The 23,701-nt window shown below is 60.4% G+C and carries 25 protein-coding genes and 2 pseudogenes; 15 read left to right on the forward strand and 12 right to left on the reverse strand.

Features of this window, described 5'->3' with window-relative positions; all coding sequences use genetic code 11:
- Nucleotides 1–40: 40 nt before the first annotated feature.
- A complete protein-coding gene (locus NKI08_RS28160; protein ID WP_352774169.1) occupies nucleotides 41–214 on the reverse strand; it encodes a hypothetical protein in 174 nt (57 codons plus the stop codon).
- 146 nt (nucleotides 215–360) lie between these two features.
- On the opposite strand from NKI08_RS28160, the gene NKI08_RS28165 reads away from it, so the two are divergent.
- From NKI08_RS28165 to NKI08_RS28175, 3 genes are all read left to right on the forward strand, one after another.
- On the forward strand, nucleotides 361–507 hold the full coding sequence (locus NKI08_RS28165; protein ID WP_352774171.1) for a hypothetical protein: 147 nt from the start codon (nucleotides 361–363) through the stop codon (nucleotides 505–507).
- A 143-nt stretch (nucleotides 508–650) separates the two neighbouring features.
- A complete protein-coding gene (locus tag NKI08_RS28170; RefSeq protein ID WP_352774172.1) occupies nucleotides 651–800 on the forward strand; it encodes a hypothetical protein in 150 nt (49 codons plus the stop codon).
- 105 nt (nucleotides 801–905) lie between these two features.
- Nucleotides 906–1,064: a hypothetical protein gene (locus NKI08_RS28175; RefSeq protein WP_352774174.1), complete on the forward strand. Its 159-nt coding sequence runs from the start codon at nucleotides 906–908 to the stop codon at nucleotides 1,062–1,064.
- 300 nt (nucleotides 1,065–1,364) lie between these two features.
- Here NKI08_RS28175 and NKI08_RS28180 read toward each other — a convergent pair whose 3' ends face one another.
- On the reverse strand, nucleotides 1,365–1,649 hold the full coding sequence (locus NKI08_RS28180) for a PilZ domain-containing protein (RefSeq protein ID WP_352774175.1): 285 nt from the start codon (nucleotides 1,647–1,649) through the stop codon (nucleotides 1,365–1,367).
- Nucleotides 1,650–2,129: 480 nt separating this feature from the next.
- Here NKI08_RS28180 and NKI08_RS28185 point away from each other — a divergent pair, with 480 nt between their 5' ends.
- Nucleotides 2,130–3,278: an IS110 family RNA-guided transposase gene (locus tag NKI08_RS28185; protein WP_352774177.1), complete on the forward strand. Its 1,149-nt coding sequence runs from the start codon at nucleotides 2,130–2,132 to the stop codon at nucleotides 3,276–3,278.
- Nucleotides 3,279–3,636: 358 nt separating this feature from the next.
- Here NKI08_RS28185 and NKI08_RS28190 read toward each other — a convergent pair whose 3' ends face one another.
- The 3 genes from NKI08_RS28190 to NKI08_RS28200 are packed head-to-tail and all read right to left on the reverse strand — an operon-like array spanning nucleotide 3,637 to nucleotide 5,799.
- Nucleotides 3,637–4,041 (reverse strand): TadE/TadG family type IV pilus assembly protein, encoded by a 405-nt coding sequence (locus tag NKI08_RS28190; protein WP_352774179.1) that lies wholly within the window; start codon nucleotides 4,039–4,041, stop codon nucleotides 3,637–3,639.
- Nucleotides 4,031–4,420, reverse strand: a complete 390-nt coding sequence (locus NKI08_RS28195) for a TadE/TadG family type IV pilus assembly protein (RefSeq protein ID WP_352774180.1) — start codon at nucleotides 4,418–4,420, stop codon at nucleotides 4,031–4,033. Before NKI08_RS28195 ends, NKI08_RS28190 begins: the two co-directional genes overlap by 11 nt.
- A 56-nt stretch (nucleotides 4,421–4,476) precedes the next feature.
- Nucleotides 4,477–5,799, reverse strand: a complete 1,323-nt coding sequence (locus tag NKI08_RS28200; RefSeq protein ID WP_352774182.1) for a pilus assembly protein TadG-related protein — start codon at nucleotides 5,797–5,799, stop codon at nucleotides 4,477–4,479.
- 659 nt (nucleotides 5,800–6,458) lie between these two features.
- On the opposite strand from NKI08_RS28200, the gene NKI08_RS28205 reads away from it, so the two are divergent.
- Nucleotides 6,459–6,668: a hypothetical protein gene (locus NKI08_RS28205; protein ID WP_352774184.1), complete on the forward strand. Its 210-nt coding sequence runs from the start codon at nucleotides 6,459–6,461 to the stop codon at nucleotides 6,666–6,668.
- A gap of 345 nt (nucleotides 6,669–7,013) precedes the next feature.
- Here NKI08_RS28205 and NKI08_RS28210 read toward each other — a convergent pair whose 3' ends face one another.
- A complete protein-coding gene (locus tag NKI08_RS28210) occupies nucleotides 7,014–7,238 on the reverse strand; it encodes an SOS response-associated peptidase family protein (RefSeq protein ID WP_352774185.1) in 225 nt (74 codons plus the stop codon).
- A gap of 198 nt (nucleotides 7,239–7,436) precedes the next feature.
- Between NKI08_RS28210 and NKI08_RS28215 the strand changes: the two genes are divergently transcribed.
- Nucleotides 7,437–7,817, forward strand: a complete 381-nt coding sequence (locus tag NKI08_RS28215) for a hypothetical protein (protein WP_352774187.1) — start codon at nucleotides 7,437–7,439, stop codon at nucleotides 7,815–7,817.
- 50 nt (nucleotides 7,818–7,867) lie between these two features.
- On the opposite strand, the gene NKI08_RS28220 is transcribed toward NKI08_RS28215, so the two are convergent.
- On the reverse strand, nucleotides 7,868–8,170 hold the full coding sequence (locus tag NKI08_RS28220) for a hypothetical protein (RefSeq protein WP_352774189.1): 303 nt from the start codon (nucleotides 8,168–8,170) through the stop codon (nucleotides 7,868–7,870).
- Nucleotides 8,171–8,404: 234 nt separating this feature from the next.
- Between NKI08_RS28220 and NKI08_RS28225 the strand changes: the two genes are divergently transcribed.
- The 8 genes and pseudogenes from NKI08_RS28225 (at nucleotide 8,405) to NKI08_RS28260 (ending at nucleotide 17,649) form a co-directional block, all read left to right on the forward strand.
- Nucleotides 8,405–9,547 (forward strand): helix-turn-helix domain-containing protein, encoded by a 1,143-nt coding sequence (locus NKI08_RS28225; RefSeq protein WP_352774191.1) that lies wholly within the window; start codon nucleotides 8,405–8,407, stop codon nucleotides 9,545–9,547.
- 379 nt (nucleotides 9,548–9,926) lie between these two features.
- Nucleotides 9,927–11,576, forward strand: a complete 1,650-nt coding sequence (locus NKI08_RS28230) for a putative bifunctional diguanylate cyclase/phosphodiesterase (protein ID WP_502899677.1) — start codon at nucleotides 9,927–9,929, stop codon at nucleotides 11,574–11,576.
- Between the two features lie 165 nt (nucleotides 11,577–11,741).
- Complete coding sequence (locus NKI08_RS28235; protein WP_352774225.1) at nucleotides 11,742–12,263, forward strand: ubiquinone biosynthesis methyltransferase UbiE; 522 nt, start codon at nucleotides 11,742–11,744, stop codon at nucleotides 12,261–12,263.
- Nucleotides 12,260–13,438, forward strand: a complete 1,179-nt coding sequence (locus NKI08_RS28240) for a methyltransferase domain-containing protein (protein WP_352542260.1) — start codon at nucleotides 12,260–12,262, stop codon at nucleotides 13,436–13,438. Before NKI08_RS28235 ends, NKI08_RS28240 begins: the two co-directional genes overlap by 4 nt.
- Nucleotides 13,435–15,801, forward strand: a complete 2,367-nt coding sequence (locus NKI08_RS28245) for a SpoIIE family protein phosphatase (protein ID WP_352774194.1) — start codon at nucleotides 13,435–13,437, stop codon at nucleotides 15,799–15,801. The genes NKI08_RS28240 and NKI08_RS28245 overlap by 4 nt, the downstream gene beginning before the upstream one ends.
- 2 nt (nucleotides 15,802–15,803) lie before the next feature.
- Nucleotides 15,804–16,364: a slr1658 superfamily regulator gene (locus NKI08_RS28250; protein ID WP_352542258.1), complete on the forward strand. Its 561-nt coding sequence runs from the start codon at nucleotides 15,804–15,806 to the stop codon at nucleotides 16,362–16,364.
- Nucleotides 16,365–16,382: 18 nt separating this feature from the next.
- On the forward strand, nucleotides 16,383–16,721 hold the full coding sequence (locus NKI08_RS28255; RefSeq protein WP_352542257.1) for a slr1659 superfamily regulator: 339 nt from the start codon (nucleotides 16,383–16,385) through the stop codon (nucleotides 16,719–16,721).
- A 316-nt stretch (nucleotides 16,722–17,037) separates the two neighbouring features.
- Nucleotides 17,038–17,649 (forward strand): annotated as a pseudogene (locus NKI08_RS28260) (ATP-dependent DNA ligase).
- Nucleotides 17,650–18,004: 355 nt separating this feature from the next.
- Here NKI08_RS28260 and NKI08_RS28265 read toward each other — a convergent pair.
- Nucleotides 18,005–18,495: pseudogene (locus NKI08_RS28265) on the reverse strand (IS91 family transposase); the annotation flags it as partial.
- Between the two features lie 189 nt (nucleotides 18,496–18,684).
- Here NKI08_RS28265 and NKI08_RS28270 point away from each other — a divergent pair.
- Nucleotides 18,685–18,993, forward strand: coding sequence for an Hpt domain-containing protein (locus NKI08_RS28270; RefSeq protein ID WP_352774197.1), 309 nt, complete (start codon nucleotides 18,685–18,687; stop codon nucleotides 18,991–18,993).
- Between the two features lie 15 nt (nucleotides 18,994–19,008).
- On the opposite strand, the gene NKI08_RS28275 is transcribed toward NKI08_RS28270, so the two are convergent.
- Genes NKI08_RS28275 through NKI08_RS28290 form a run of 4 tightly spaced genes read right to left on the reverse strand, consistent with a single transcriptional unit; the run spans nucleotide 19,009 to nucleotide 23,619 of the window.
- Nucleotides 19,009–20,436, reverse strand: a complete 1,428-nt coding sequence (locus tag NKI08_RS28275; protein WP_352774198.1) for a glycosyltransferase family 2 protein — start codon at nucleotides 20,434–20,436, stop codon at nucleotides 19,009–19,011.
- Entirely contained in the window at nucleotides 20,433–21,470 is a 1,038-nt protein-coding gene (locus tag NKI08_RS28280; protein WP_352592145.1) for a HEAT repeat domain-containing protein, read from the reverse strand. Before NKI08_RS28280 ends, NKI08_RS28275 begins: the two co-directional genes overlap by 4 nt.
- 2 nt (nucleotides 21,471–21,472) lie before the next feature.
- Nucleotides 21,473–23,227: a YaiO family outer membrane beta-barrel protein gene (locus NKI08_RS28285; RefSeq protein ID WP_352774200.1), complete on the reverse strand. Its 1,755-nt coding sequence runs from the start codon at nucleotides 23,225–23,227 to the stop codon at nucleotides 21,473–21,475.
- Nucleotides 23,227–23,619, reverse strand: coding sequence for a response regulator transcription factor (locus tag NKI08_RS28290; protein WP_352774202.1), 393 nt, complete (start codon nucleotides 23,617–23,619; stop codon nucleotides 23,227–23,229). The genes NKI08_RS28285 and NKI08_RS28290 overlap by 1 nt, the downstream gene beginning before the upstream one ends.
- Nucleotides 23,620–23,701: the final 82 nt, after the last annotated feature.

Consider the following 23,701-nt stretch of genomic DNA (forward strand, 5'->3'; position numbering starts at 1 on the left):
GGCGCGGTTGTCGTACAGCTGGCGAGCACCAGGCAGAGGATCAGCGCCTTGCCCATTTCCCAGCCTCCGCTCTTGCTGCCGCATCGGTCATGCCGGCGGCCTTGCGCCCTTCGGCGGCGGCCTCGCGGTAAAGAACCTGCGGGTCGACATAGGTGACGATGGTCGCAATGATGCTGATGGCCCCCTGAACCCGCTTCGAGCTTGAAAAACACAATGCGTCGCAGCAAAGTAGAATTGGGCAGCAGCGCGTGCCGATGTTGCGGCAGCAAGCAAGGTTGATGTTTTCGACCCGCCGTGTGAGAAGAGCACGGGATGGTTGCACATGTCTGATGATGAACAAACGGCTGCGGCGCGCTAACAGTGAAGGCCGAACTCCGCGCGGTCGGCCGCGACAAGCCGCTGCTGCTGGTGCTGGCGGCGATCCTCTGCCTCTATTGTGCGTTTATCGCCGGACCTATCGTCTATGCGTTGCTGGCCATCAACGGCATTGCAGATTTCTTCAAATGAAGCGGTTCCGGCGATCTCGCTCCGTTCCGCCGTACTGCGTCTATCGGGCCCGTAAATTGCCTGGCCTCGATGAAATTGCTTAGCCGGGATGAAACTGTGCGGGAGGACACGTGACGATAAGAATCAGGCTTCCGGGCGGGACCTTGAAGATTAAGAAAAGGGACGAGTTACGGCGTCGCGAGCAGAAGCGCGAGGTGCCGGTTTGGCAGGTCGGCAATTACTTCGTCATCTGGTGGCCGAGCGGCATATCCGATCGCCCGTCCTCGCCCAACAAGTCCTCGCCCAGGAAATAGCTCGCGCACCCGACCATCCCGCCCGGGCACTGACGCTTCGGTGCGGGATCAGGAACCGCCGAGGTCAGCGGGCAGGCGTTGATTCTTCCGCCGCGGAAGGCCCTGGTGCTGCATTGCGCAATGGGGGCGGCGGAATCGGTGGCGGTGCGTATCCGGATGCCTGGCGGCACGCTGAAGGTGAAGGTCTACCGCGAATTGCACCGCGAGCGCGCCCGCCGCATACCCGTCGTCAAGATCGGCCCGATCTACTTTACCGGCCCCTAATCACGTTCGATCTTGAAGTGACCTTGCGAAGCGGGATTTACTGTCGGTCTGGCAGCATCGTCAGGATGCCCAAAGGTGACCGCAAGAGATCGTTGCTCTGATCAGGTCGAGGGTTCCCGGCTGACCTGCTGGGGCGGCCACTTGTGCCGCAGCCCTCCGAAATCACCTTCTGTTCACTATGGGTAATGTTTGCCGGCCACCTACTTAAACCGAAGAAATTCTGGACGAGGAACAAGGCGTCCAAAGGACGGGGGTCAATCGTGGCCCAGTAGACGGCTACGAAGGTGTGGTTCAGGGGATTTAGCCGTAGTGCCAGTGGGGCTTTGGCGCGGTGCCGGTGAACATGATGCCGATGCGGTCTTCCCGACGCCAACGGACCACCGCCTTGTAGGCGATGCCGTCGGTCGGCACATAGAGCAGGAATTCGTCGGGGACGCGAGCGTCGATCGACACCTTCAGTTCGGCGCCGCCGGCATGCATGTTGCGCACCGTGCATGTGACCTCGGAATGGGTCATGCCTGTCAGGATTGTTGCGCCCTTGAAGACGCGCTGCCTGCGTTGGCGCCTCTGTTCGTCTTCAGCCATTTCGCCTAACCCCGGCGTCCGTCGCTTCGTGCAGTTTTTGGTCTGCCAGATAATTGAGCTTGCCTGATGAACATAGCGTTATCGTCAGAGGCGGCGACTTTGCCTGCCTAGTCGGGCAGGAACAGCTTGCAAGAAGTTGCGACCGCTACCCGTCGTATCGTGCAGGACAACAGCCCTACAGCGGTCCGCGACAGCAGACTGGCTAGACTCCAACTATGTCGCCCGAGCAGCCCGGAAACCCAGCAATATGTCGGGCTCGGTCTCTGTCAGCGTCGGCCGTGACATGCGGGATCGGATCTGGAAGCGCGTTTCAGGAGCATGCCGGTTAAGGGGCTTGCCAAGGCGGCCGGCGACCCAACGGGTCAAGCCGGGGATCAAAGCCTGCGTGAGGCGTCTAAGCGGCGAGGAAGATCCTATGGGGATGGAAGGCGACCAGCGCTCTGCCAGAGTGAAGTCGCCAAACATCACCTGGAGGTCAGCATGCAAGCCAACACCACGGCCGCTATCCGCGTCGATCTTGCCGCAGTGTTTGTCTCGTTAGAACTGTCTCGTTCAAAATGGCTCGTGACTTCGCTTTCGCCAGGTGGGGGCGAGAGAATGTCGAGACACCTCGTGCCGGGGGGCGACATTCCGGGTTTGCTCGATCACTTCGCAGAGCTGCAACGAAAAGCGGAAGTGCGGACAGGGCAGCGTTTCCGGGTCATATCAATCCAGGAAGCTGGTCTGGATGGATTCTGGATACATCGGGTCCTCGAACGCGAAGGCATCGAGAGTTATGTCGTGGACCCGGCATCCATTGCCGCATCGCGTCGCCGCCGGCGGACCAAGACCGACAGGATTGATGGGGAAGCACTGGTTCGAGCGTTGTTGGCCTACAACCGCGGCGAGCCTCGGGTTTGCGCGATGTTGCGAGTGCCAACGCCGGAGGAGGAAGACCGTCGCCGGTTGGTGCGGGAGCGAAAGGCGCTGACGAACGAGCGGATCAGGCACGTCAACAGGATAAAGGGCCTTTTGTTCAGCCAAGGTGTGTCCGGATACGAACCGTTGAAAGGCGATCGACGCAAATGCCTCGACGCGCTCATTACCGGAGATGGGCGTCCACTGCCGCCAGCGCTCAAGGCGCAGATCAGCCGCGAGCTTGATCGCATCGAGTTGCTGATCCAGCAGATCAAGGATGTTGAAGAGGCACGCGACGCCTTGCTCGTCGCGGCAGATGAGCCAACACCGGCCCTGCTGCTCAGCCTCAAGGGAATAGGTCCGGAGTTCGCGGCCGTCCTGTGGTCTGAGGGATTGTCGCGCAAGTTTGACAATCGACGACAGGTTGCCGCCTACGCTGGTTTGGTGCCAACGCCCTGGCAAAGTGGGCAGATTAATTGCGAGCAGGGAGTCTCGAAGTCCGGCAATCCTAGGCTCCGGTCGACGCTTGTCCAGGTTGCGTGGCTCTGGGTGCGCCATCAACCCAATTCCGCACTCAGCCAGTGGTTCAGGGCGCGAGTCATCCAGAATGGTGGCCGGTACAAGAAGACGGCGATCATCGCGCTCGCTCGGAAACTGCTTGTTGCACTGTGGAAATACGTGAACGCCGGAGTCGTTATAGAAGGAGCTCTCCTGACGAAACCATCAGCGTAGACGCCAATCGATCATAACAATCTCCAGGCCGATCAGGCCTGGCAGATCCTCGGTAGACGAACCGACGAAACTCATGGCCTCAACAGCCGCCGTTGAAGAATGGTTTCGTCTCTTGGGTCCGAATCCGCCGCAAGCGGGATCATGGAACAGGTGCATGCGCCCTGACCGAATATAAGGTGGACTGGGTTCGTTCGCGAACCGCGTCACGCAAACGGACCCATCGAATGGATCTGCGGATTGCCCGGAGGTACATGACAATGTCGACGTGCCGCCGTTTGTGGTTGACCATCCCCATATAAGAGTTTCGCTGCAGGTTTTTGGATGGAAAGTTTGCCGCGGCGCCCGACGCGAATGAGCCTTATGTTCCAACCAACGGAACTGTGACTGTCGTTGCGTAATTTATCGGATTCCGATCGAAATATGGGAACTCGATCACGAAAGCATAGGTGGCGGTCAGATGCGCCATGCGGAAACCACCGCTAGGGGGATCGATCCCAATCGTCACTTTGACGTCTTTTAATCCCAAATCCAGTAATTTTTCCGTGGCAATGGCTTGTATCTCGGCCTGGGTCAGCGAATTCCTCATCTGCAGCGCACGCCAGGACGTTTCCAGGGTGTACCGAACACTCGACATGGCGTTCAGAGCCCAGCCGAATGCGAAGATGCCGATCAAAAACATTATCAGAATAGGCGCGAGCAGTGCGAACTCCAGTGCGGCTCCGCCTGATGCCCCACGTATGAAGGCTCTCCCTTTAGCGAACACGAATCACCTGTTGGTGGCTGAACTCGCGCGAGAGGGAAAACGCGCCAAAGCTGAAGGGCGGAGACCAGGTGGCGGTCGCCTGGATTTCGACGAAAACCGCGGGAGCTTTCAAACTGTCGCACAGGACAGATGGATCGACCACGGTGGTCCCGCACATGTATTTCCGGCTCAGCGTCACCTGCGCGTCACCGGGATGGTTTTCCCAGCTTGAAAGGGCGACGGCTTGGGTGGCCGTATCGTCGGCTGCTCCTTGCATCACGAGATTCGCCGCCGTTTTGACCCCTGCACGCATCGACAACGCGTTCGACACAAAAGACCAGCCGTCAATGATACCAAGAAGCAGCAGGCAAAGGATCGGCAGAACCAGCGCAAACTCCACCGCAGCAGCACCCGAATCACTCCGGGAACTCCGGACTGGCAGCCGTTCCACGAAGACTACTCGACAAGCTTTATCGATTGCGTGGCCGGAATGTCGCGCATTCCGAGGCTTGTGCAATCCTGGCTGATGCTCGTGTTGCCGGACCACTGCAACGTGCCGGCGACGACCTGGGTGCAACCACCTTTGCCCGAGAAATTACCGAGATAATTAACGTCCTGCGTTGGAAAATACAGAGCGCCGGTCAAAAGCGAATCCGCCGTGCCATTGAACGTATTCGATCCCGCCGGGTTACCTCTGTTGCCGTAAAACAGCACACCGGAATAGGTGCCTGACGTCGGTGCGCTAAGCTTGACGGTGGCGTTGCCGTTCATGCTGACGCTCGACGTGCCGGCCAGATAGATGATGACACCGTCGCCGGAAATATTCGCGTTCGCGTTCGCTTTGAAATCACCGCCTTGAATGACGTACACGCCGGGCGAGAGGGCAACATTGCCGCTCAGGCTCAGCCCGCTGCAGTATGTCCCGGGGTTCAGGGTCGACAATTTCGAGTTTTGACAGGGAGTTGTGCCTGGTGGCGTCGGCAGGTCGATAAAGGGATCGCCGGCGGGTAAGGCCTGGGTAATCGGGCTGGCGCAAACGGTCGTCACCGGGTTGTTCAACGAAACACCGCCGGCCGATATCAGGCAGTCGGCCTGAAGTCTTGCTGATCCCTGAAGCTTGATAGCATCCGCGGCTATGGAGTTGGACATCACGGAGCAGCCCGTCATTTTTATGGTCGAACTGCCCGAAAACAGCGCCGCTCTCGGAACGGAAGGATTGAGGGCTAGAGCGCAGGCTTTTGAGGCGGCAGTGATAAGCGCCACCGCTCTTGCCTGTGCGCTAACCGCGTTTTGCGTAAAGATCGAGGTAAAAAACCGATCGAGGGTCTGATCAACGATGACCTCGACAGCCCTTTTTGCGACATTTGGGCCGGACGACGGGGGCGTGAAGACTTCGATCGTGCCGGTTGACGGCCTCCAGCCGTTCGTGGTCGCTGACGTTGTCGCGGCGGAGACTATCGTCGACTTGTCGGATCCCGAGACTTTTTCCAAAGCGCCAGCATAGGCCGCCGCATCCGCCACCGCCTGTAACTTAAGGGTGCTATAATACCAAAAGGAAGTCTCGACACCGAGGCCCGCTGCGCCGACAACAATCGGCAAAGACAGGGCAAAGATAGTAGCGACGTTGCCGCTCCTGCCGATGCCTGGTCGGAGACAGCGGATAAACCGCCTCAAGATACGGGCACCCCATTCCATGGAAATATTTAAGCAAAGATCGATGAAGGAACGACTAAGGATTTCACTCCATTTGATGGATTCGCTCCTTGGGGCGGCCGGCACGAGCTCCGGCAGCCGGGCAGCGGGTCAGCCGTTCGACAGTCTCGATCATCGCCTTGGAAAGGGTTTCGCCCTCATGGACCGGCTCGTGACCGAAGAGCAGCGACACCCGCTTTGCAAAGCTTCGCCTCCGCAACGGCGTCCCGTCGGTAAGAGCGGATGGCCGGCGCCGCTTGGGAGGCGTTGGGGTCAGCGCGCATAAAGGAGGGGAGTCAAAATTGAACGCCGACTGGAGTGGACCCGTCAGACCGGATAGGTTGGTTCGGTAATTGACCGGGCAGCCAGGCTTTCAGAGGACCGGTCCATGGCAAAGCACCGAGTTCAAGCGGCGGGTTTCACAGGAGTATTTCGGCTATGCACGCCCTCTCGAAGCGGACGGGGCCCTACTCCTCCTGCTGAGTGCATTCCACTGTGCCATTCAGAATTATCTGCCGCTGTCCGGAATTAAGCCGGGCTTCGGCTTCGTGTCGGCGCTCGTGCATAAGCTTGAGCACGTGAAACCCTCGGCGGTTTTCGTACGCCAACTCTGAAGGCTTCTTCAACGGTGAGGCCAAGAAAGATCAGTTCCGGATCTTTCATCTTCGAGTGTTTGAAGGCTGAAGCACCCAAGTCGCACCCGGTAATCGTCGTTTTCGTCACATGGCGACTTTGAGAAGCCCGCCGTGGCGGAGGCCGATATCGCGGTGGTAAAGTCGGTACCTGACCTCTTTACCAAGCTTGGGTTGCAGGTAAAGGCGCAAGAGATCGGAGTTTTTCTCGAAGAACACATGGACGAGCTGATCGCGGCCGGCGATAATTGGGGCTTAATGGGAGATTTCGAGGATTCCGAAATCGACGAGACGACAGTGATTGCCGTAGACATTGGGCTCTGACGAGCTTCGGCTCGATTGAAGAACACGGCCCAATCTTAGTCGTGGGTCAACTCACGATAACGGCTGGCGTGTCCTACACACACCCTGACTGGACAATCCGGCGTATGACTCTGAAGACAAGCGTCTCATTCCGTTTGACGACGTAGCCGGCGAGACCGAGGTTCAATTCGATGTCGACGTTTCGATGTCCATCCTGGTCGATGAGAACGGAAAGCCGGCAGATTGACGAGCTACAATTCCGCGATAGCGATTTTACTTTGAGTTGAATCCGCCGGAAACTTACAAGTAAAAACGGCCCTTCGGGGGGGCGCCCGCTCTCCATCCATCTATAAGACCCACCCACAACTAGAGCAACGACAGTTGCCCGCCTGTGGGTCCTTGCGACACCTTGATCTCGGTGGCGGGCTTCTCGACAATCACAAGGGCACCGCCCGGTGCGGTGCGCTGCAGCCGCTTCACAACAGACCACGGAGCGGCAAGCGACGCCTCAGTTTCCTCTTGCGTGGTCAGGATCACCAGCATTGCCTTCTCGTGGATCGGCGTGATGTGGGCGTTGGGCTTGGTTGTCATGAAGCCGTACAACTCGAACTGGCCGGGACCGTCTTTGACCTTGCGAACGCCCTGCCAGCGCGTCCAAAGCCGGCGAAGAACAACAGCGGGCGGCCCTCATTGAGTGCGAACCAATAGTTCCGCTGAATGGCTGACGGGGTCCTTGTCGCCTGGCGTAGGGCTCGGCTCGGCGAAGCTGGTCATGGGGACTAAGCAGCGATGCTCAACGCCCACATACTGCTGCCAGTGCCCACACCGGATCTCGTTGCACTAAAACCGCTGCGCACATTTGGGCGACATGTACCAATGCCCGGTTCCCGCAGCCCTTTGCCGACGAGACCTGACCGCCTCCAGCAGTTCGGGCTCGCTGGTGTGAACATTTCGAAAAATGGCCACAACCATCACCGCCAAGATTTCGGCGTCCGGATCCAAAGGGTCGAGATTCTCATCCGCGCAGACCCGATCGAACACGCGTTCGCAAATAGCCAGATCGTGAGGGCTCAGGCACGTGCGATTGAAACGCCGACGCAGCATCTGGGCGAACCTTTCAGGGCCCGCCGTGCGTGCTTTGCGGCGGGCTTTTTACTGATGAACCGCTGACGCGATGGAATGCTTAAGTCATAATATCGTCCAAGTGGATTGTAATCAGTTTACCTGCTGCCTGATGATTGCTCTGTTAAGAGTCCCAAAATCAGCGCGCACTCGCGGGCTTTATACTGCCCAGCAATCATGAGTTGGCGGTAGTCTTGCCGCTTGTGTTCCGGGACGTGAAATCCGCGCCGAAATTCCGCCGCCTCTTTCGGAGTTCGAGTGCAACCGAGTTTACTGGCCGCGACCTTCAAACTCCCCAGTGAGCATCCGATTTTTGCCGCAATGTCTTTCAACGGTTCGTTGTTGCCATACCCATCAAGAATTATCTTGCGACGAGCTTCGCTGTTGAGCTTTGTGTTCATTTCAGCGGTCCCCCCTCAATTACGCTTTCACGATGCCTGATTCTATACGCACCAGGTTGAAGAGTGTCGTTAGCTTCCCATCCAGAAACTTATCTCGGCATGCATTTCTGACTGTAATCCAGCGTGATCGCCGTTTCAGTCGCCTCGAGTCGGCTAGTCTTGCCAGATGCTTGAGGTACACCACATGATTGAGAGGGGCACGGGACATACCCGATTCGGATATGGCACCACGCGATGGACACCAAGAGGCGAGACGAGGCCCCTGCGAGGCAGCCGCGAGACCGTGACCGACGTCGTTGGCCGCGCGAAGGTCAACCCCACAATGGGGATGCTCCATCACTCGCGCCGGCGCTCGAACCTCTGCCCTTTTCAACGCTCGAGCTGGCGCCAGACGATCAATTCGCCGCTTGGCAGGCGCATATGGCACCGCTCGTCGAGGTCAGGTTGCCGGATCACAAATCGCTCGACGATGGCTTTCCCGCCGATCACATGGCTTGGAATCTCGGTGGCATGCTGATCGTTCAACAGCGCGCGCCGGCACATAGCTACTTGCGTTCCGCCGCTAAGCTCCGATCCAGTTCGATCGATCACTGGTACATGGTCTTGCCACGAACTGGCCGGTCGTGGACGGAGGTCGATCGCCGCGTTGCGGAAAACCAGTCGGGCAAATTGGAGATCAGATCGCTTGGCTACCCGTTTCGCGGGAGGGTAACGGACTCGGAAAGTCTCCTTCTGTATATGCCGCGTGATTTGTTCTCAGATGCGGCGTCAACCCTCGATGCAAAGAACAATTCAATTCTGTCCGGCAACTTTGCCAACCTCTTGGTCGACTACGTCAACAGCATAGAAGCAAGACTGCGGAGCCTCACGGCTGACGATCTGCCCCGCATCGTGCACGCAACTCGCAGCATGATTATTGCCTGCCTCGGGCCTCCGGCGGAACAGGCTGCGGCCGTCGAACAATTGACGGGTGTCGCGCTAATGGAGCGAGCGCGTCGATACGTCCACCACAATCTGGATGCGGCTCATTTGACACCGGATTCAATGTGCCGGGTGCTCGGTGTCTCGCGCTCTCGCCTCTATCAATTGTTCGAACCGAGCGGTGGTGTTCTCCATTACATACAAAGTCGCCGCCTTCTGGCGGCCCATGTTGCGCTTAGCGATCCGGCGGACAGCCGGCGCATTGTTGAAATTGCTGAAGCCTTTGGGTTTAGTTCGGCGGCTAATTTCAGCCGAGCCTTCAGCAAGGAATTCGGTTACAGCCCCCGCGAAGGTCGCAGTGCTGTGGTGTTGTCGCGCCCCGCCCACTCTGTTTCGCATGCCGGATACGAGGTGGCCTCTTCCTTTGAACGTTGGCTCAAAGCGCTCGGAAGCTGAGTGCAGGATCGGGGATGGTTGAAGTGGGGCGGACCCAAAAAAAGGGGCGGGGAAGATCAGCCGCCTCATGGACCAGAATATTCGGGTCGCGTCTGCCGCGCCATCAATTATAGCCAATTCCCGATTTATTAACCAACTGTTCATCGTTACCGCAGTCAGCGGAACACTAAATTGCCACTACGCAGCATGCGGCAGTTGTTGAGACTGCGACTTGCAGGTTTGCCAAGCTTGACAGTTATGCTATTTCTGGGCTGGGGACGTGGATTCTCACCGCCTATGGAGATGGCTATTGCACCCGGAGGCATCAGGCGTGGGCACGGAGAGCGAGGGGGCTTCCTCAAGCGATGCACGTCCCGCCGAAGCGCTGCTTGTTGTTCTTTTGGCGAACACGACCGAACTTTTGTCGTTCTATGATCGCGACTTCTGTCTGACGCACTACGCAGCTAAGCTCAAAAGCGTGTATGGGAGCGCGGTGGTGCCGGGTGCCGCCATTTGGGAGATCTACCCGAGCTTCCTCGATGCGAGATATCGCGACGAATTTCTTCGTGTGTTCCAGGGCGGCTCTCCGGCAAGCATCGACCTGCCGCGATCGTCGGGCGAAGCGCCCCGGTCCGTTTTCGTCTTCGGCACTGCAAATGGTGTGGGAATCATCGAATCAAGGGAACGCGGCGGGCGGAGCGCGGCGGAGGAGCAGGAGCATGTAGTTCTGCTCCATCAGGCGACGCACGACGTGCTGACCGGACTGCAGAATCGGCGGCGATTCGGTGAACGGCTGCAGCAAGCACTGGCGGCCATCGGCGGACCAAAGCGGAAAGCCGCCCTGCTGCAAATCGACCTCGACGATTTTAAAGCGGTCAACGATACGCTCGGTCATGGAGCAGGCGATACGCTTCTTCAACTCGCGGCAGGTCGAATCCGCGACGCGCTGCAGGACGGCGAATCTGCGTATCGGTATGCCGGCGATGAGTTCGCTGTCATCCAATTGGGAAAGGATCAGCCCGCGGAAGCCGAGCGCCTCGCCGGATCGCTTGTCGATGCGTTCAAGGAGCCGTTTGTCATCAACGGCATTCCCGTCTTCGTCGGCTCGAGTATCGGAATTGCTTTCGGGCCGGAGCACGGGACCGATGGCGAGCAGTTGATGAAAGCCGCCGACATTGCTCTTTACGCAGCCAAGACGGATGGACGCGGTTGCGCTCGAACGTTCAACCGTTCGATGCTGCTCTTGCTCGAGCAACGCGAGAATCTGAGGCGCAGCCTTCGAACCGCACTGGAGCGGGGCGAGCTTTATCTTGAGTATCAGCCGCTCATTCGACCTCCCGCGTCGGTGATCGGATTCGAAGCGTTACTGCGGTGGCGGCACCCCGAGGTCGGAATCATTCCACCCAGCGTGTTCATACCGATCGCCGAGGCGGACGGTCTGATGGACGAGATTGGACGATGGGTGCTCGAGGAAGCCTGTCGCCAGGCATTGACGTGGCCTTCCTCGCTGACGGTCGCAGTGAACGTGTCGCCGGCTCAGTTCCTTAGCGGTTCGCTAACGGATACGGTTGCTCAAATCATCGACTCAGTTGGAATCCGGGCTGAGCGACTTGAACTCGAGATAACCGAGCAGGTTCTTCTTGAGAAGACGATCGACAATATCGACACCTTAAATACTCTGAACGTCTTGGGAATACGAATTTCGCTCGACGATTTTGGAACATACTATTCATCATTAAGCTACCTTAAGAATTTCCCCTTCGATACTTTGAAGATCGACCAGTACTTTATTGCGGACTTGGAGACCGATCTCAAAAGCCAAACGATCGTGCGATCGATCATGAATCTGGCGCACGGCCTGGGAATAAATGTCACTGCCGAGGGGGTGGAGACGTCGGCACAGGCACGGTGGCTGATCAAGGAGAATTGCGATTGCCTGCAAGGCAACTTCCTGGGAAAGCCGCTTGGAGCCGAGGCCATCAGCGATTTCATCAAGCGGTCCCCGCTGAGGGTGGTACGAGCGAGGGAGGAATCAAATCGAGCGCTCTAGCGCCTTGCACCTTTGTTAACGGTGAGGCGGAGATTTGTAGAACGATCGAGGCAGATACCGTGCATATCTTCAAGTGGGTGCGAGACTGACTCATCAAGGCGCGGTGAAATTTTTCTTCGCGGAGGCCCGCGAGGCTCAATACTGATGGAACAAGTGAGGATGCCGATGGGACCCGTTCATCATGATCTGACTGGCGAGCCGACTTTTGAGCCGGTGATCCAGATCGACTTCGAAATCAAAGCTTTTGTCTCCGCTTGGAAACATTGCGATTATGTCTCGACATACATGGCCCGGATGATCAGTCAAAACAGGTCAGACTCGGTCCATCATGCAAATCTCTTTTCCTCTGCCTTCAACGAATTGCTGGAAGTCGCCTTTCGTACGCGCCATGCCGAAGGCGAACTGGCATGCAGGGTGTCTCGCCATGGCGCGACGGATAGGATCGAGTTGACAATTCCTTGTGTGCCGGAGGAGCGCCAATTCTACGAAGAAGCCGTATCGCAAGTTGCTGGAATAGAGGCCAGAGAACGATACCTCAATTCCTTGTCTGGGGATCTCGCGCCTAGCCGCGAGGTCGTACTCCTGGAACTGGCTGTCGACTACAACGCGACGCTCTGGACCGAGGAGGCCGACGGCGATGCAATCAAGCTTGTCGTGGATCTTCCGCTCGAGGGCTTTCAAAATTGAACCCTTACGACCTTCTCCCGCGCTTCAAGGCGCAATACGACGCGAACAACCAGGAGTTCTCCATATCGGGAGTGGTCCGGCCTCAGGCGATCGATGAGCTTGGGCCCGCGATAGCATTGCTTCGCGATGCGATTGGCCGTGTGCGCGGCGTTCTCTACGTCAATGTCAGGCGCCTGACGCAGATGAACAACGCTGCGTTTCACACCTTATCGAGGATCATCATCGACGCTTGTCGCGCTCGACCCGATCTCAAATTCGTGGTCATCACATCAAGCGTCGTCGGATGGACCTCGCGAAAATTCGGTCGCCTGAGCGGAATAGAACCGAACATAACGGTCAAGGAGTATGACACCGAATTCTATCCGGGGCAGGGCTTCCTTGAGGAAGGAGGGTTCGTACCGATCCTGCGCACTCAGACAAAGATGACTTGGCGGCACGAGCGCGCAATCTTGCCGCGACACGGCATGCGGCCCGGCATCGTCATGGCCGACATCTGTTGCGGGATCGGTGATTTCGCCGTGCTCGCGCAGAAGGAGTTCCAGCCATCGCGGATCGTCGCCCTCGACCACTCCATGTCAAGCCTGAACTATGCTCGACAAGTGATGCGGGAGTTCGATATCCGGGGCATCGAGTACACCTATGGCGATGCGTCGGAGATGCTGCTCGACGAAGCGCAGTTCGACTTGGTCACTTGCCGACATTCGCTTCAAATCTTCAATCGACCTGAACTCATCCTCAAGGAGCTCTACCGCATATGCAAGCCAGGCGGTCGGGTCTATATCACCAACGAGAAGAATTCGCATTGCCTCGGCGAGCCGCGCGCCGAAAGCATTCGCTGGACCTACGACGAGGTGGCGAAGCTGTTCGGGCATTTCGAGATGGACGTCGAGTTTGGGCCCAAGAGTCGGCGATACCTGGTGGAAGCCGGATTCGAAGACATCCTTGTGGAGACCTTCATGGTCACTAACCTGGACGGCGATCCGCAGGACTTCGCCGACGTCATTGCGGCCTGGGCGGATGTCTATGCCGGGGAGATGGCGAGCAGACGCGGTGACGGACCGGAGTTCGTCGCACGGTTCCGGCAGGGCTTCCAGGATCACATTTTCGCTGCACTACACCCCAAGGGTTATGCGGGTTGGCCGATCTGGGTCGCATCGGGGCGACGGCCACAATGAAAGCCGATAACGAGCCTACACCGCGCTTCGGCCTGCGCTCCTTTCGAGCGAAATTCGTATTGGTCGTTGGCGGCGCCGTACTGTTCGACCTCCTGCTGAGCGGTGGTCTGGCGCTTTGGAACGTTCAAAAGCTGTCGCGCGACGCCACCTCGGAAGTCGGTGAGGGCCTGACGAACGCAAACCAGGAATACATTCGTTCCTATGCCGAGTCGACAGCGTTGAGCGTTGACCTGCTGCTCGATCGGGTTCACGGGGACGTCAAGGCGCTCGCTGGCGTGCTGCAGGCCCAGATCGACGATCCGAGGAGGCAGCAACAGGTCGGCGCCACGCTTTCGCATGAGGCGCCCGGCTCCGTGAAGGTTGTCTACAACGCGCAGGGCGATTGGGCGCAGAATCTGCCGGGCGCGCCTTCCGTGGTAAGCGTCTGGGGCTACCTGCTGGGCGCCGACCACAGTCCGCTGCCCAGCGTTCGGCAGGAAATAGAAGACAGTACTCTGATCGATCTCGTCGCGCCGTCTCTCATGGCCAGCGGGTCGTCCAAACTGCAGATGTACTATATTGGTCCAAAGGAACGGCCGATCTTCCGGACGGTACCGTATACGGATCAGGCACAGACCTTCGACCGACTCTATCCAGGTCACAACAAGGCGGAATTCTGGGAGTTCTTCTTTCCGGGAATCTATGGTTCATGGCAGCAATGGGCCAGGGATCCCGCCTCACGTCCGGTCCCTGACGATATTACCCAGACAGCGCCTTACACCGATGCAATCACGGGAAAGTTGATCGTCAGCTTTTTCCACCCGCTTTGGACGCGCGATCGCACCGGTATCGCCGGTACGACGGGAGCAGATATCACTCTCGATCAGCTCGCGAAAGTCGTCGAAAGGGTGAAGATCGCTGAAACCGGATTCGGCTTCCTCACGATGTCGACTGGCAACGTGGTGGCGATCAATCCGTCGGGCCAGGCGATCATCGGCCTGACTTCATCGAGCGATGCGGGCACGCAGGGCGTCACCGGCTTGGAAAGGTCTCTGCGGGGAAGTACGCAGCCGGCTATCGCGTCACTACCTCTAGACAAGAACAATGACGGTGTCATTCAGCATATCATGCTCGACAATAAGGGCGAACACGTTCCCTATATTGTTGTCCTCAAGAGATTGAAGCCGACCAACTTGTGGAGTTCGGGACCGATCAAGTCCGAAACGATGTCGGTCGGGATCGTCGTTCCCGAACGGGAGATCTATGCATCCCTGTTCGCCGCGCAGGAGAGTATTTCTCGCGCAACCAATCGTATCCTGCTGTTTCAGATCGCGGCGATCGCCGTTTCGCTTCTGATTGTTTTTGCGGCCGTGCTCGGAATTTCGAAACGGATCACCGCGGGCCTCAGGGCACTTGCCAGCGCCGCCCAGCGGCTCCAGTCCAAAGATTATTCAGTCCGCGTGAACATTCCGACGCGCGACGAGGTTGGAGCGGCAGGAATCGCTTTCAACCGGATGGCCGAGCAGATCAGCTTTCACACGGAAAACCTCGAGCAACTCGTCGACGAACGAACCAGGGAACTCGGGGACGCCAATCAGGAGATTTCCGCACTCAACGAAAAGCTGCAGGACGAGAACGTCCGCCTTGGCGCCGAACTCGCGGTCGCCAGGCAGATACAGATGATGGTCCTGCCGAAACAATTCGAACTCGAAGCGATTCCGGGGCTGGAGATCGCGGCCTATATGCGGCCGGCCGACGAGGTCGGCGGTGACTATTATGACGTCCTGCAGAACGGGTCACGGGTCAAGATCGGCATCGGCGACGTGACCGGTCATGGTCTCGAGAGCGGCGTGCTGATGCTGATGGTCCAATCTGTTGCACGCGCGCTGCAGGAGACCAGCGAGGCGGATCCGCACCAGTTTCTGGATCGGCTGAACAGAGCGATCTACAAGAACATCGAGCGGACGAACACCGGAAAGCATCTCTCGCTGGCCTTCCTTGACTTCGAGGATGAGCGGGTAACGCTATCCGGCCAGCATGAGGACGTTCTCGTCGTGCGTGCGGACGGGGACGTCGAACGCATCGACACGATGGATCTGGGTCTGCCGGTTGGCCTGGAGAATGACATCTCGAAGTTCATTGCCACGCGCGACATCCTGTTCGGCAGTGGCGACGTGATCGTGCTGCACACTGACGGTGTGACCGAGGCGGAAGACCAAGACAGAAGGCTGTTCGGGTTCGAGCGCCTCTGCCAGAGCGCACGAAGACGTCAAGGCGGGAGCGCCGAGGAAATCAAAACCGGGATCATCGAGGATCTCATGGCCCATATCGGGATCCAGAAGATCCACGACGACATCACCCTCGTGATCATAAGGCACACATAGCCATGACAACGCTGTTCGGGACCCCTGACGTTGCAATCGGGATGAAGGAGAGCGTCAGTCGCGTGCGGCTGTTCGACGGACCTCTCGACTTGAGTTGGCGTCATTGTGCCACGACCTCGGACTTCATCGCCGATCTTTTCGCATTGCGCTTCCGGTCGTCCCGCAATGACTACATGGAAGTGCGGCACAGCATTGGATATCTGGTCAACGAACTCATCGAAAATGCCGTCAAGTTTCGCGCACCGGGTGAGATCTTGATCGAGGCGTCGATGGATTCGGAGTGCTTCAAGCTGAAAGTGTCGAATGACGTCGATGGTGAAGATGCGTCTGAGTTCCAAAGTCTCCTGGCGGACATCACGGTTGGCGACCCAATGGACCTGCTGATACAGCGAATTGAAGCCAATGCCGCCAACCCCGACGTAGGAGGCTCCGGACTTGGATTGCTGACGTTGATGAGTGACTACGGCGCACGCCTGGCTTGGATATTCAGCGCCGCCGACGAAAGCGATCGGATCTGCGTGGAGACATATGCCTCCATTCCGATCTCGCAAATTCACAACTAGAAGAAACGAAGCCAGGCTATGGAAATCAAGACAGACGACTATCGTGTGTGGACTGAAGGAAGCGAAATTTTCTTCGACGGTGCAATGCGGCTTGCCAGTTCCGAGGCCGGTGCGCCTATCACGGCTTTGGCGACCAGTGTTCTTGCCTCGAAACCCGCTTCCATTACGCTCAATCTGAAGGACCTTCACTTTCTCAACTCTTCCGGCATCAACCTGCTGGCGAAATTTACCATCGAGGTGCGCAAGCATCCCGATGTTCGACTCGTCGTGCGTGGAACGCCCGACATACCCTGGCAGTCGAAATCATTGCCGAATCTGAAGAAGCTGCATCCCGCTGTGGTGCTTTTGATGGACTGACCAGGTCCCGAAATTTGCCAAGGGACTGCGTGGGCTTGCGGCAACCCGAGATAGTATAGGTCAGCCGGGACGATGCGGGAGCTCCGCACCGATAGTGAGAAGGTGCAGGAGCGCGGCGCCTACAGCGAATATGTACACTAGGATAAGTATTTGGATGCCAAGCTAACGACAATCCGGCCTCGTGCGCAGATGCTCGCAATGGCTCGGCGGGGGCTCGGCACAGGCGGCAGGCGTCCAAGTTGGGGGGATGTCGGGCTGTCTGTGCCGATCAGCCGCCGCGCGATCAAAGGTGGCGTCATTGAGTAAGCGTGCCAAGGTGAACGGCGGCCAGCTGGAGTTCATTCCGCCGCAGATCCCGACTCGGGTCACGGAGCCGCCCGAAGATGAGGGATGGCTTCAGGAGGTCAACCTTGACGGCTACCGAACGCAGATCATCATCGATAAAGGCGGCGTGCGTCTATACAGCAAGAACGGCCGTGACTGGGCCACGAAATACTGGCCCATCGCGCTGGCGGCCGAACTGCCATGCCGGGCTGCCATTATCGACGGCGAGGTCATTGTTCCAGGCGAGCAGGGCGCTCCCCATTGACCTGCGCAGGAAGCTGCGATCTGGCTCGAACCGAGCCGGCTGGTGTTCGTCGCGTTCGATATCCTCCATCTCGACGGTCGCAATCTAACCTCCTTGCCCCTGCTGCAGCGCAAGCAGGCGCTGTGGCAGCTCGTTGAGCACGGCCCCGGCAAGATCCAGTACAGCGAGCATTTCGAGAGCGATGCGCTAGCGATCTTCCACGCCATCGAGAAGATAGGGCTGGAGGGCATCATCTCGAAGCGCGCCGATAGCCGCTACAGGAGCGGGCAATCGAAAACATGGCTGAAGGCCAAATATTTCGAGGAAGCCGATTCTGAGCATCGACGACAGCTTCTGTGAAGGTTTCGGATGCCGGCCTTTCCGTGGGCGGTGCCGCGCGCCGGGGCCGGCGTCCGGGAAAGCCTCCAGGGAAAGAATCCGCGGGATCAGGAACGCGGTTTCTGGCCTATGGGGATTTGACGACTTCGCATTGCGCAGCTGGGCAGTGCTGATGGGCGTGGCGCGTGAGAGCAACGGGGTGGACGGGCGGTTGGAGCTTGCCAACGCCGGGGCTGTTGCGGCGTGGCCATTGACGAGCGGAGCAATTGAGCGTGGTTGGCGCCGTGCGGGTCAGACGCACGTCGTCGCCCAGCCACCGACAGCGAGCTTCGGCAGGTTTGCGATATGTTGACGGGCCGTTCGCAGTCATGACGTCCTATGGCGGCGCGCGGGCGGCTTTGCCCCGCTCGAAGGCCTCGATGATGATCGTGCGACCACCGCAGCACGGACATGGCGGCCGCCAATCGGTCGGAGCAGCGTCGGCATTGTCGGAGCTGCCGCGTTCGACCTTGGGCGGGGGCGCTGCGAGTAGTTCGCGAGCGCGCGCAATGTTTGCCGCGCGGGCGGCGCTGGCAAGCAGCCCATAATGGCGAAGCGGTGGAAGCCTCTGGGCAGCACAGGGAGCAGGAAGCGGCGGATGAACTCGCCGGGATCGAGCGTCATGGTCCGGTCCCGTTCGTGCCCGTTGCGGCGGTAGTCCTTGTAGCGGAAGGTCACGCCGGCCTCATCGAGCGCGATCAGCCGGCTGTTGGAGATTGCGACGCGATGGGTGTAGCGCGACAGACAGGCCAGCACGGCCTCGGGCCCGGCGAAGGGCGGCTTGGCATAGACGAACCAGTTCTTCTTGCGCAGCGGCGCCAGGAACGCTAGTTAGGCGACCCTCCCGCGAAGCGGATTCGTGCAATCGGCGCAAAGCGGCCGGCCATTGTCGACTGGCGGAGTCGCATTTGCATCAACAGCGCCTACCGTGATCGTCCTCTCACAGGAGGTCATGCGCGACAAGCAGTCCGTTTCAACCCAAGGCACTTTCTACTTGAATACCCTCGATATCCCGGAATGGAGCACAGCCTCATCTCAAACGACCCTTTCGCACTTTGGCGGCAACGCTTCCTTGCCCGTTGCGACGATCAACTCGCGGAGCTGAAGACCATCGCGCGTGAGGGCGGCCCCCTGCCCGGGGGGCCCGCCGATTCACTGGTCAGGATCGCCCACTCGCTGGCAGGGGCGGCGGGGACGTTCGGCTTTGCGGAGATCAGCGCGCGGGCGTCCGCGCTGGAGACGCTGCTGATCGAGAAGGGGAATGAAGCGGCGGCCGAAGCCGCGCTCGATGCGCTAGTTGCGGAAATCGAGCGGACGCTGCAATGATGCGTCCGGCCATGCCTATTTCTTGGCGCCGGAAAGGCCGGTCCTGGTCATCTCGCCCCAGTTCTGGTCTGCCCGCAAGAATTGCCACCAGCCCCTCACGCGCCAGAAATTGTTGAGCTGGCGATAGCCAAAATTCTCGATCACGGCGACCGCCGTCAGCACGGCCAGGTCCCGGGCGCGCGGGAAGCGCTGGAGCTCGGCCTCTTCGAGGATGAGGGAGCATACGCTGACGCAAACGCCATAGGTGAAGATGAGCGAGGTGAAGGCCAAAAGATATTCGGCCGACAGGATGCCGAGCAGCCAGAAGGCCGGGATCAGGATGTAGCCCAGCACCTCCGCCACGGGCCCCAGCACGTCGGCAATCAAGATGTGGCCGAAGCCGAGGAAGCCGACGCGGCCATAGCGCGGATTGAAGAGCATGGCGCGGTGGCGGAAGAAGCATTCGAGCGCGCCGCGCTGCCAGCGCGTGCGCTGCCTTGCTAGAACGCTCAGCGTTTCCGGCGCTTCCGTCCAGCACACCGGTTCGGGAATGAACTGGATGCGGTATTTGCGCCGGGCGTCCCGCATATGGCGGTGCAGCTTGATGACGAGGTCCAGGTCCTCGCCCATCGAACCTGTGGTGAAGCCGCCCACCGCCACCACTTCTGCGCGGCGGAATACGCCAAAGGCGCCGGAGACCAGCATCAGCGTGTTGATGCGGCTCCAGGCAAGCCGCGCCATGAGGAAGGCGCGCAGATATTCGACCACCTGGAGCAGCGGCAGCAGGCGGCGCGGCAGATGGACCTCGCGGACCCTGCCCGCTTCGATTTTCGAGCCGTTGGCGATTCGGATCGTGCCGCCGACGGCGATGGTGCGCTCGGGGTCGTCGATGAAAGGCTGGGCGGCGCGCATCAGCGCATCGGGCTCGAGGATGGAGTCGCCGTCGATCGCGCAGAAGAGCGGCGCGCGGCAGACATTGATGCCGGCGTTCTGGGCGTCGGCCTTGCCGCCATTCTCCTTGTCGACCACGAACAGCCGCTCGGTCATCGGCGAGGAATAGAGGGCGCGGATCGGCTTGTGCGCGAGCGCCTCCTCATAGGGCCGATGGAACTTCACCAGCCTGAAGGCCTCGATCAGGCGCTGCAGCGTCTGGTCCTTCGAGCCGTCATTGATGACGATCACCTCGAAACTAGGGTATTGGAGCGCGAGCATGGAATGGACGCTCTCTACCACGTTCAACGCCTCGTTATAGGCGGGCACCAGCAGCGCGATCGGCGGCGCGACGTCGCCATAACGGTGCCAGAGCAGCGCCGAGCGCGCTACCGGTGGGCGCTTGGAAAGCGCATAGCCTGCGACGACGAGCTGCAGGAGATAGATCGTCGTCTGCGCCAGCCCCGCTCCGATGATGAACCAAGACACGATGGTGGCGGCAAGAACGATCTCGTGGCTCCAGTCGGCGATCATAAGGCCGGCCCCTCGGCAAGAACGAGCGAGGCGGTGCGCTGGCTGCGCGAGACCTCGCTGTCGGCAATCTCGCGCAGCCGCCGCTCTCCCGGCTGGCCGAAGGAGCGCAGCGCATTGGCGGCGGCATAGCGCACGTTCCACGCCTCATCGTCCATCAGCCTGGCCAGTGGCGAGGCGAGTCCAGACAGGCCGAGCCGGCCGGCGGCATCGGCGGCGGCGCTGCGCACGTCCCAGTCGCCGTTTGCCATCGCGGTCGCCAGGATCGCCGGCGCGTCGGCGTGTCCTGTGAGGCCGAGCGCGCGCAGCGCCGCCGCGGCAACCTCGGGCGATGCGTCGCCGGCCAAGCGGGCGAAGAAATCGGCGAAGCGAAAGCCGCCGGCGCGGGCAAGCGCGTCGATCGCGGCCGCCCGAATGAAGGGCACGGCGTCAACACGCGCGGCATGGTCCGCGAGCTGGTCGAGGCGCGCCGGCGGAAAGCGCCTGAAAAGCTCGATCAGGCGCCGCGAGCGCTGCCCCGCCACGCCGATCTTGCGCAGCGCAATGCCGAGCGGCGGCAGGCTGCCGAGATCGCAGAGCGCGATGGCGACGGCGATCCTGACCTCGCGCGAACGGTCGTGGTCGAGCGCCGAAAGCAGGCTTGCGACCGCACCTTCCGAACGCAGCGCTGCCAGCATCTCGGCCGCGTGTATGCGATCGGCCACGTTGCCTTTTTCCAGCTGCCTGCCGACAAGGGCCGGCAGGCCGCATTCGTTGAAGGCGGCAAGGACGTCGTCATGCTCCCCGCCGCGCAGCAGCGAAATGAACTCGAACCCGGCATTGATCGCCACGCCCGCCGGCACCACGAGCACCGCTGCCTTCAGGGCCTCGCGGTGGCGGTTTTCGGTGAAGGCGATCAGCGCCGTCAAAAGCTGGCGCCGCTGGTCGGCCCCAGCCCTGCCCCAGCGCTCCTGCAGCACGCGGCGCGCGATCAGGAACAGCATGATTACCAGGGAAAGAGCGGTGAGCAATATGGACAGGTCCCAGATGTACCACATGGTCAGAATCGCGCGGTCAGTCCAAGCCCGAATATGCTTCGGTCGAATGTCGGGCGTTGCTCATGCGCGATGCTGGCGCGCAGCGTCAGCGGGTCGCTGACGTCCCAGGAAATACCGCCGAAGACGGTGCGCGTCGGCACCAGCGTGCCGTTGGAGATTTCGGGGGCATCGGCATAGCCGCCGAAGACGTTGAAGTGCGGTGTCACCACAAGGTCGGCGCGAAGCACATAGCCGTCCGCGCGCGTGCCGATATCGTCCTGCGCATGCACCCAGCGGGCGGAAAGCCCCAGGCGGCCATCAAGGATATACGTCTGCACCCAGGGCGAGATGCTGGTGACATTTGTGTTGGCGAAATTGTCGTAGCGGGCGTCGATGTTGAGCAAAAGCGGGCCGAACGCCTTTGCCGGCGCCACGATCTGCCACGAAGCGCCGGCGCCGATCGAATAACGCGCCAGGAAATCGGCGTCCGGCGTCGTCGCCGCCAGCGCATAGCCGGAGAACGCTGGCGAGAAGGCCTGGTCGATGCGGCCCTCGACCTGGACGTCGGTATGGCCAAAGCGGGTGGCCAGCCGGGCGCGGCCGGAAATCGTCGTGCGCGGCGACAGCCGATAGGCAAGGCCGGCCGAATTGTCGGTCCAGTCGCCGAGCCCATTGGTGAGATTGCTCACCTCGCTGCCGAGGTCGAGCCGCCATTTGCGCGGCGGCGGCACGGCCAGCCTTTGCTCGATATCGGGAGAGCCCGGCTCGATGGCGAGCGCTTCCCTATAGGCCTGCCGCGCGGCGTCGTCGTCACCCTCGGCGCGGCGCACATCGCCCATCCCGACCAGCGCTTCGGCGTTGCGCGGATCGGCCGCAAGCACGCGCCGGAACGACTGCCCGGCCCGCTTGTAGTCCGCATCGAGCAGAGCAATTCTCGCATCCAGATCGAGCGCCTCGACATTCTCTGGCGCCGAGGCCAGCACGCCGTCAACCAGGGCGCGGGCGCGCGGCGCGTCGCCCTGCCAGATCGCCAGGCGCACCTTGCCCAGCCGCGCGTCGAGAAGGCCGGGCTTGATTGCAAGCGCGCGGTCGAAGAACTGCCCGGCTTCGTCGAAGCGCTGGCTGGAGCCGACGACAAGGCCAAGGGCGACCAGGATGTCGGTGTTCTTCGGCGCCAGCCTCAGCGCCTGGCGATAGACCTTCTCCGCCTCGGGCAGCTTTCCCGCCGCCCGCAGGCGCCTGCCCTGCTCTATCAGGCCGGCGACGGGATCGGGCCGCCGGCTGGCCGGTTTCTTTGCCCGCGCCGGAGTTGCGGGAGCCCGTTTCGCATCGCTGGCGGCGGCCTGCTTCGCCTTGCGGATGTTCTCGACAAGCGCTGCGGCGTCGGCATTGCCTGGATCAGCCTGCGCAACCTTCTCGGCGAGCGGCAGCGCGCCATCCGGATTGCCCGAGCGGAACTCGACCTCGGCCATGCCGAAGCTGGCGTCCCGATAGGTCGGGGCGAGCGAGAGCGCCCTGGAAAAGGCGTCCCGCGCCGCCGGCAGATTGTCGCGGCCGAGCTCGGCGAAACCGAGCTGAACCAGGGCGTCGGCATTGTCGGGCTTGAGCGCCAGCGCGCGCCGGAAAAGATCCGCCGCCTCGCCGAAATGCTGCGCTTGCCTGGCCTTGACGCCGGACGCGTAGAGTTCATCCCCCGTCTGCGCCAGCGCCGCGACCTGAGGCGCGGCGATCGCCAGGATCAGGCATGCGGCAAGGGCAGCGCGCCGGCCGCGCCGCATCAGGGCTTCCCGCTTCTGCGCGCAAGCAGGCGCGCCAGCCGCGCCAGAAGCTCCTCGGGGATGAATGGCTTCACCAGATAGTCGTCGGCTCCCTTTTCAAGGGCCGAAACGATGTCCTTCTCGGCTTTGCGGGCGGTCAGCATGACCACCAGGGTCTCGGACAAAGCCGGGTCGCCCTTGATGCGGGCCAGCACCTCAATGCCGTCGGCCTTCGGCATCATCGCGTCGAGCACAATGATGTCGGGGCGGTCCTGCTCCGCTTTCGCCAGCGCTTCGGCCCCGTCCACGGCCTTGATGACCTCGTATCCCTTCGCCCTCAGCCTGAATTCTATCAGCTCGAGCAACAAGGGATCATCATCGCAGATCAGAACTCTTGCCTTCGTTCTATCCACCAGTCCTGCTCCGGTTCCGTCGCCCCCCGGAGTGATCAACCCATGAACCGACATCCGCCAACGCGGTCCATGCGGGAAATTC

The sequence above is a fragment of the Mesorhizobium sp. M0768 genome (assembly GCF_040320195.1).
In the GTDB taxonomy this organism is placed as follows: domain Bacteria; phylum Pseudomonadota; class Alphaproteobacteria; order Rhizobiales; family Rhizobiaceae; genus Mesorhizobium.